This is a genomic window from Pseudarthrobacter sp. CC4 (genome assembly GCF_048957775.1).
Taxonomy (GTDB): Bacteria; Actinomycetota; Actinomycetes; order Actinomycetales; family Micrococcaceae; genus Arthrobacter.
On the sequence record NZ_JARCCZ010000060.1, the window covers coordinates 1 to 3,450 of the forward strand.

At 63.2% G+C, this 3,450-nt stretch carries 2 protein-coding genes, 1 tRNA gene and 1 pseudogene; 1 reads left to right on the top strand and 3 read right to left on the bottom strand.

What is annotated here, in order from left to right:
• Positions 1–196: 196 nt before the first annotated feature.
• The 3 genes from PV768_RS21690 to PV768_RS21700 form a co-directional block, all read right to left on the bottom strand.
• Entirely contained in the window at positions 197–1,129 is a 933-nt protein-coding gene (locus tag PV768_RS21690; RefSeq protein WP_157239190.1) for a glutaminase, read from the bottom strand.
• Positions 1,126–2,715: a PucR family transcriptional regulator gene (locus PV768_RS21695; RefSeq protein ID WP_421094190.1), complete on the bottom strand. Its 1,590-nt coding sequence runs from the start codon at positions 2,713–2,715 to the stop codon at positions 1,126–1,128. The genes PV768_RS21690 and PV768_RS21695 overlap by 4 nt, the downstream gene beginning before the upstream one ends.
• 249 nt (positions 2,716–2,964) lie before the next feature.
• Positions 2,965–3,054: transfer RNA gene (locus tag PV768_RS21700), tRNA-Ser, on the bottom strand.
• Positions 3,055–3,218: 164 nt separating this feature from the next.
• On the opposite strand from PV768_RS21700, the pseudogene PV768_RS21705 reads away from it, so the two are divergent.
• Positions 3,219–3,450 (top strand): annotated as a pseudogene (locus PV768_RS21705) (endonuclease); the annotation flags it as partial.

The following is a 3,450-nucleotide window of genomic DNA, read 5'->3' on the forward strand; positions in this document are numbered from 1 at the left end:
CTTGTGGTAGCCCTTGTCCTCGGCATGCAGGGCGGTCTCGGAGGCATGGGCGTGCCCGCCGTCAATGATGTGGTCTGCTGCAACCTCGTCGTTGGGGTTGTGGGGCATGGTTGATCCTTTCGATCCGGGGAAGATCTGACTGGGTGGGGAAAAGTTGTGGGGAGATACCTTCACATGGCAGGCAGGGGAATGCAGATCAGAAAACTGACCAGCCGGTGCGGTCGGAAAGGTCGGCGAGGGCGGCAGTGCCGGCAAGGGAATTGCCTTTGCCGTCGAGCCGGGGACTCCACACACAGATGGAGCACTCGCCGGGAACGATGACCAAAATGCCGCCACCCACACCGCTTTTGCCAGGAAGGCCCACGCGGTACGCGAACTCTCCGGCAGCGTCGTACATGCCGCAGGTCAGCATGATGGAGCCAACGCGTTTGGCATCGCTCGGGGACAGGACGGGTCCCGCCGTTCCCCGGCCTTCCCCGGCCAGGAAAAGCCCTGCCTTGGCGAGTTCAACGCAGGTCATCATGATGGAGCAGTGGCGCACGTAGTTCTCCACCACTGCTTCCGCCGGTCGCTTCAGGTTGCCGAAGTCCTTCAGGAAATGCGCCAGCGCCAGGTTGCGGCTGCTGCCCGAAAGCTCACTGGCGGCCGCCGCTTCATCGATGTACGGCCCGCTGACGCCCGCTTGTGCGGTGAGGAACCGCAATACCCAAGCGGCGGCGTCGTATGTTCCTTCCATCAGGTGGTCCGTGACCACCAGGGCGCCGGCGTTGATGAAGGGGTTCCGCGGGATCCCGTGTTCCGCCTCCAGTTGGACCAGCGAGTTGAACGGGGTCCCTGATGGTTCACGCAGGACCCGCGACCACAGCCTTCCGGTGGTGTCGCCCTGCAGGGCCATGGCCAGCGTGAACACCTTGGAGATGCTCTGGATCGAGAAGGGGACATCCGCGTCGCCGGAGCTGAAGACCTGGCCGGAGGTGGTGGCAACGGCTATGCCGAACTTGTTGAAGGGAACGTCCGCAAGGAACGGGATGTTCGCCGGGACAGACCCTGTCTCCCGCCGCGGCCGGTGGTTCCGCACGAGGTCGTGGAGGAGGGGGCCGAGCGGTGGTGCCGCAATCGCTACGGTCATTTCCGGCCAGCTTTTCGATTGGATGTTTCAGCCCATTCCTGGATGTGCAGCAGGGCAACCAGCGAGTCCCGGGGGTTGCCGAAGTCCAGTCCCGTCACTTTGGATACCTTGCTGATGCGGTAGTAGACGGTGTTTTTGTGCAGCTTCATCCGCTGGGCGCATGCGGCAACATCAAGCGAAGCTTCGAAGTACACCCGCAGCGTTTCGGCCAATTCCACGTCCTCAGACAGGAGGGCCGAGAGGCTGCGGTGGCGGAAAGCCGAAGACGCGAAATTCTGTACTGCTTCGCGGAAAAGGATCTCTCCCTCAAAATCGTCCACGGTGGCCACTGACGACGTTGTGGACCTTCCCACGCAGCTCAACAGTGCTTCTGCCATCCGGGTGACCGAGTGGATGGAGAGCAGGTCCGGGGCCACCGGGCCTACGGCCGCAAACGGGGTGATGCCAAGGTGCTTGCGTGCATCCCGGACGATGGACTCTGCAAGGCCCCGGAGTCCCGGTTCCGCCGCTGCAGACTGCAGGCCGGGGACAATCACTGCGGTGTCGCCTTTGAACTGCCCCACGATTGCCGAAGCTTTGTAGGCAGCGGCGTGGATCGAAGCCAGGTTGGCAAGCTCGCCGTGCTTTAGTGCGGCGTCATCGGCTTCCACATCGGAGATCCCGATCAGGATCAGCGCGGCCGGGCGGTCAGCGGAGATCTTTTCGCTGTGCGCGCTGGCTGCTGCCTCCGCGGGGCCTGAAAGGATCCGGGCAATGCGGTCTTCCCGCATGTGCACGGATTGCTGGTTGCGGTAACGGATCAGCTCAGCCGAGGTACGGGCAGCGGAACCCTGCAACACCTGGTCAACGTCCGGGCCGAAGCCGTCGCCGGTCTCCTGGAGCCAGATGTAGCCCATGATCCTGTTACCGGCGAAAAGGGTGATGGCTACGCGTTCGCGCAGTCCGTCCTGGGGCCTCGCAGGTACACGCACGGGGAACCGGGTGCCATGGAGTTCACGGTAGGCTCCAAGGTCCTTGAGCAGCAGCTCGTATTTCCGTGGCCCGCGCCTGGCCAGGATGGAGGCTTTGCGCAGCTCGTCGATGTCGTTGGAAACGGTGGAATACGCCAGAACCTTGTTGGCCGCGTCCTCGATCACCACGTGGCTGGAGGTGAGCCGGGCAGTGGTCTGGGCGATCGCGAACAGGTCTTCTTCCAGCAGCGTCAGGACTTCGCTCTGATAGCTGGGCGGCTGGATCCTGTCTTTCGCGATAGACAGCAGGCGGTCCCAGTCGGCCGCGGGGTCCACCAGGAGCAGGCCGGTACCGGCGTCGCGCAGCAACTCTTCGGCTTCGGACAGCTCCTGCCGGCCTCCCTTGACGGCCACCACCGGCGGCGGGTTCCGCAGCAGCCGGCGCAATGCGGGCAAAGCCGACCGTCCGCGGACTCCAATCAGCAGGACAAACGCTCTGTCGCCGTCGAGCTTTTCATCCTCGGCGTCCATGATCAGGAAACGTTCCACGGCGGAGCCGTCCGCTGGCCGGAGGATGAGGCTTCCAAAGCCCAAGGGGAGATCCGAGAGGATATCGTCCACCGTCACCGCAGTCATGGGTTCCTTCTGGTCGATCTGGCCGGACGGCTCTGTCCGGTCAGCCCATCGTATCCACCGCTGAACACGGAAAATTTGTGAGGAAATCCCAATTCGGCGGGTGCTTTTCGGTTTCTTTTCCAATGTATTTGCTTCACCGGGCTCCAACCCCGTGCCGGGTACCCGACGCAGGACGCCGGAGCGGGAACTGATCCACAAACCAAAAGGGCCCCGCTTCTCTTTCACAAAGAGAAGCGGGGCCCTGCTACTTGGCGGTGACGGTGGGATTTGAACCCACGTTGGCTTTTACACCAAACAACATTTCGAGTGTTGCACCTTCGGCCGCTCGGACACGTCACCAACCTCAATAGGGTACCGGAGCGAGGCGCCCATCCCCAAAACGGGGCCGATCACGCCTGGCCCGTTATGGTCCGGGCAGAGGTGGCCCAAGAAGATTCAAAAACTTTTTCGCAGCGGTGGGCGTAGGGCCTAATAATGTCGGACCCCCTCGCGATGATGGGGGTATGGAATCGAACGCGGCGGTGGTGCAGGGGGAGGAAGCGGTTGACGCTTCTGTTGCTGCGTTTATGGCTGCGCTGGCTGGCGGAGGCCTTGCCGCGGGCGGGCCTGCCGTTTCCGGTGGCCGTGGCGGGGGCGTTGATGATCCGTTGCAGCGGGTTGCTGATGCGGCGTTGGATGTCCTGGGTGGGGTGGCGCGGTCGGAAGCGAAGTTGGCGGCGGTGAAGGCAGTGGCCG